The sequence below is a fragment of the Sphingomonas sp. CCH9-F2 genome, assembly GCF_001556735.1.
GTDB classification, from domain to species: Bacteria; Pseudomonadota; Alphaproteobacteria; order Sphingomonadales; family Sphingomonadaceae; genus Sphingomonas; species Sphingomonas ginsenosidimutans.
The window spans coordinates 1-2,566 of sequence record NZ_LSJO01000422.1; the positions used below are offsets into that span (position 1 = coordinate 1).

At 70.4% G+C, this 2,566-nt stretch carries 3 protein-coding genes; all 3 read left to right on the forward strand.

Going from position 1 to position 2,566, the window contains the following annotated elements; all coding sequences use genetic code 11:
• Nucleotides 1-230 precede the first annotated feature (230 nt).
• The 3 genes from AX685_RS21640 to AX685_RS12010 all read left to right on the forward strand — a co-directional run bounded on the left by AX685_RS21640 (nucleotide 231) and on the right by AX685_RS12010 (nucleotide 2,415).
• Nucleotides 231-701 carry a hypothetical protein gene (locus tag AX685_RS21640; protein ID WP_066488979.1) on the forward strand — a complete coding sequence of 157 codons (471 nt, stop codon included), beginning with the start codon at nucleotides 231-233 and terminating at the stop codon, nucleotides 699-701.
• Between the two features lie 116 nt (nucleotides 702-817).
• The gene (locus AX685_RS12005) at nucleotides 818-2,230 is read left to right on the forward strand and encodes a DEAD/DEAH box helicase (protein WP_066488985.1); all 1,413 of its coding nucleotides are present in this window, start codon (nucleotides 818-820) and stop codon (nucleotides 2,228-2,230) included.
• Nucleotides 2,227-2,415 carry a DUF1289 domain-containing protein gene (locus AX685_RS12010; RefSeq protein WP_066488987.1) on the forward strand — a complete coding sequence of 63 codons (189 nt, stop codon included), beginning with the start codon at nucleotides 2,227-2,229 and terminating at the stop codon, nucleotides 2,413-2,415. Before AX685_RS12005 ends, AX685_RS12010 begins: the two co-directional genes overlap by 4 nt.
• Nucleotides 2,416-2,566: the final 151 nt, after the last annotated feature.

Sequence of the window (2,566 nt, forward strand, 5' to 3'; positions counted from 1 at the left end):
CCATGGTAGCGGCGGCGCCAGTCGGTTTCCCACGGCGCGATCGCGTCGCGATCGGTGACGATCGCGGCAGCGGGCAGGCGCGCGGCGATCCGGTCGGCGAAGCGGGCGAGCATCGGGTTCACGCGCGCGTCCTTGCGCCCGATCGCGCCGCGGTTCAATCGCCTGCCGCGGCCCGGCCGGCGGTTCATCCCCCGTTCAACCGGCGCGGGTCACCGCCATGGTCGCCAGTCATGATCCCGCGCCTTCCGCCCGCCCTGCTGCTCGCGATGGCCGCCCCCTTGGCGGCGGGTGCGCGCGCGCCCGCGCCGGATACGCTGGCCGACGGCACGCAATGGGCGCAACTGACGATCCACGAACGGCTCATCATCCGCATCCCCCGGATGCCCCCGGCCTCGCGGATGGCGATGCGCGCGCCGGCGCCGGTGGAGTGGCGCGAGCGCAGGGGACCGCGCTGCCTGACGATGACGTCGCTGACCGGCGCGGCGATCGGCCGCGACGGCGAGGTCGATCTGATCGTCGAGGGGGCGCAGCGCGTGCGCGCGCGGCTGGATTCGCAATGCCCGACGCTCGATTTCTATTCGGGCATGTACCTGAAGCCGACCGCCGACGGCAAAATCTGCGCCCGGCGCGACGCGATCCGCACGCGATCGGGCGGCCGCTGCGCGATCGCGCAGTTCCGAAAGCTGGTGGCGGCCCGCTGAAAACCCGCTCGAACGCGCATATTCCTTGACTTTGCGGCCGTGATCGGGAAGCGCGGACGGGATAGAAAAGGGGCGTCGGCGCCGGCCGCGCCCGCCCCCGGCAACCGGACATCTGCATGAGCTTCGCCGACCTCGGCCTTTCCGACGAACTCCTCCGCGCCGTCGGCGACACCGGCTATACCGAGCCGACGCCGATCCAGGCCAGCGCCATCCCGTCGGTGCTGATGATGCGCGACATCATCGGCATCGCGCAGACCGGCACCGGCAAGACCGCCAGCTTCGTGCTGCCGATGATCGACATCCTGGCGCAGGGGCGCAGCCGCGCGCGCATGCCGCGCAGCCTGATCCTGGAGCCGACGCGCGAACTGGCCGCGCAGGTGGCCGAGAATTTCGAGATCTACGGCAAGTATCACAAGCTTTCGATGGCGCTGCTGATCGGCGGCGTGCAGATGGGCGATCAGGTCAAGGCGCTGGAAAAGGGCGTCGACGTGCTGATCGCCACGCCGGGCCGGCTGATGGACCTGTTCGGCCGCGGCAAGATCCTGCTGACCGGCTGTTCGATGCTGGTCATCGACGAAGCGGACCGGATGCTCGACATGGGATTCATCCCCGATATCGAGGAGATTTGCACCAAGCTGCCGGCACAGCGCCAGACCCTGCTGTTCAGCGCGACGATGCCCGCGCCGATCAAGAAGCTGGCCGACCGCTTCCTCAGCAATCCCAAGACGATCGAGGTCGCGCGCCCCGCCAGCACCAACATCAACATCACCCAGTGGGTGGTGCCGGTGAAGGGCAGCGCGTTCGAGAAGCGCCGCAGCCTGCGCACCCTGCTGCGCCAGGACGACGTGCGCACCGCGATCATCTTCTGCAACCGCAAGACGACGGTGCGCGAGCTCAACAAGAGCCTGAAACAGCACGGCTTCGCCTCGGGCGAGATCCATGGCGACATGGACCAGCCCGCGCGCCTCGCCGAACTGGACCGGTTCAAGAAGGGCGACGTCAACATCCTGGTCGCCAGCGACGTGGCCGCGCGCGGGCTGGACATCAAGGGCGTCAGCCATGTCGTCAATTTCGACGCGCCGTGGCACCCGGACGATTACGTCCACCGCATCGGCCGTACCGGGCGCGGCGGCGCGACCGGCGTGTCCTACACGCTGATGGGGCCGGACGATCAGGAAAATGTCGAGAATATCGAGAAGCTGACCGGACAGGCGATCCCGCGGCTCGACGCGCTGCCGGAGACGGCGGAGGCGGAAGACGACGCCCGTCCCGCCCGCCGCCGCACCCGCGAGCGCCCCGAACGGACCGAGCGCGCCGAACGGACCGAACGCGCCGAACGTCCCGCGCCCGCCGAGCGCCGCGAGCGCCCGGCCCGCCCGGATCGCGCCCCGCCCGCGCCGCGCATGGCGGACACCGCCGAACCCCGTCACCAGCGCCCGCAACGCCGCGATACGTTCCAGGACGGTCCCGACGATGGCGGCTGGAACGGCCCGATCCCGGACTTCCTCGGGGTCGCCCTCACGTCATGACCGAACAGGCCGACGACGTTCCGGCGTCGCCGTGCAACCTCGTCTGCACCATGGATCCCGTGTCCGGGCTTTGCCTGGGCTGTTACCGCACGATCGGCGAGATCGCCGGGTGGAGCAGCGCCGACACGGCGGAAAAGCGCGCGATCCTCGCCCGGATCGCCGAGCGCGAGCGTGCGGCGACATAACCCTCAGCGCAGCGGCTTGCCCGAATCCTTCCACCGGTCGAGAATCGGGGATTCGGGCAAGTGATCGCCCGTGCCCCGCGCAGCGGGTAACGGCGCGGGCGCAGGCACCAACGCCCCGCCCATCACCCCGCCCGGGGCCGCGGGAACGAGG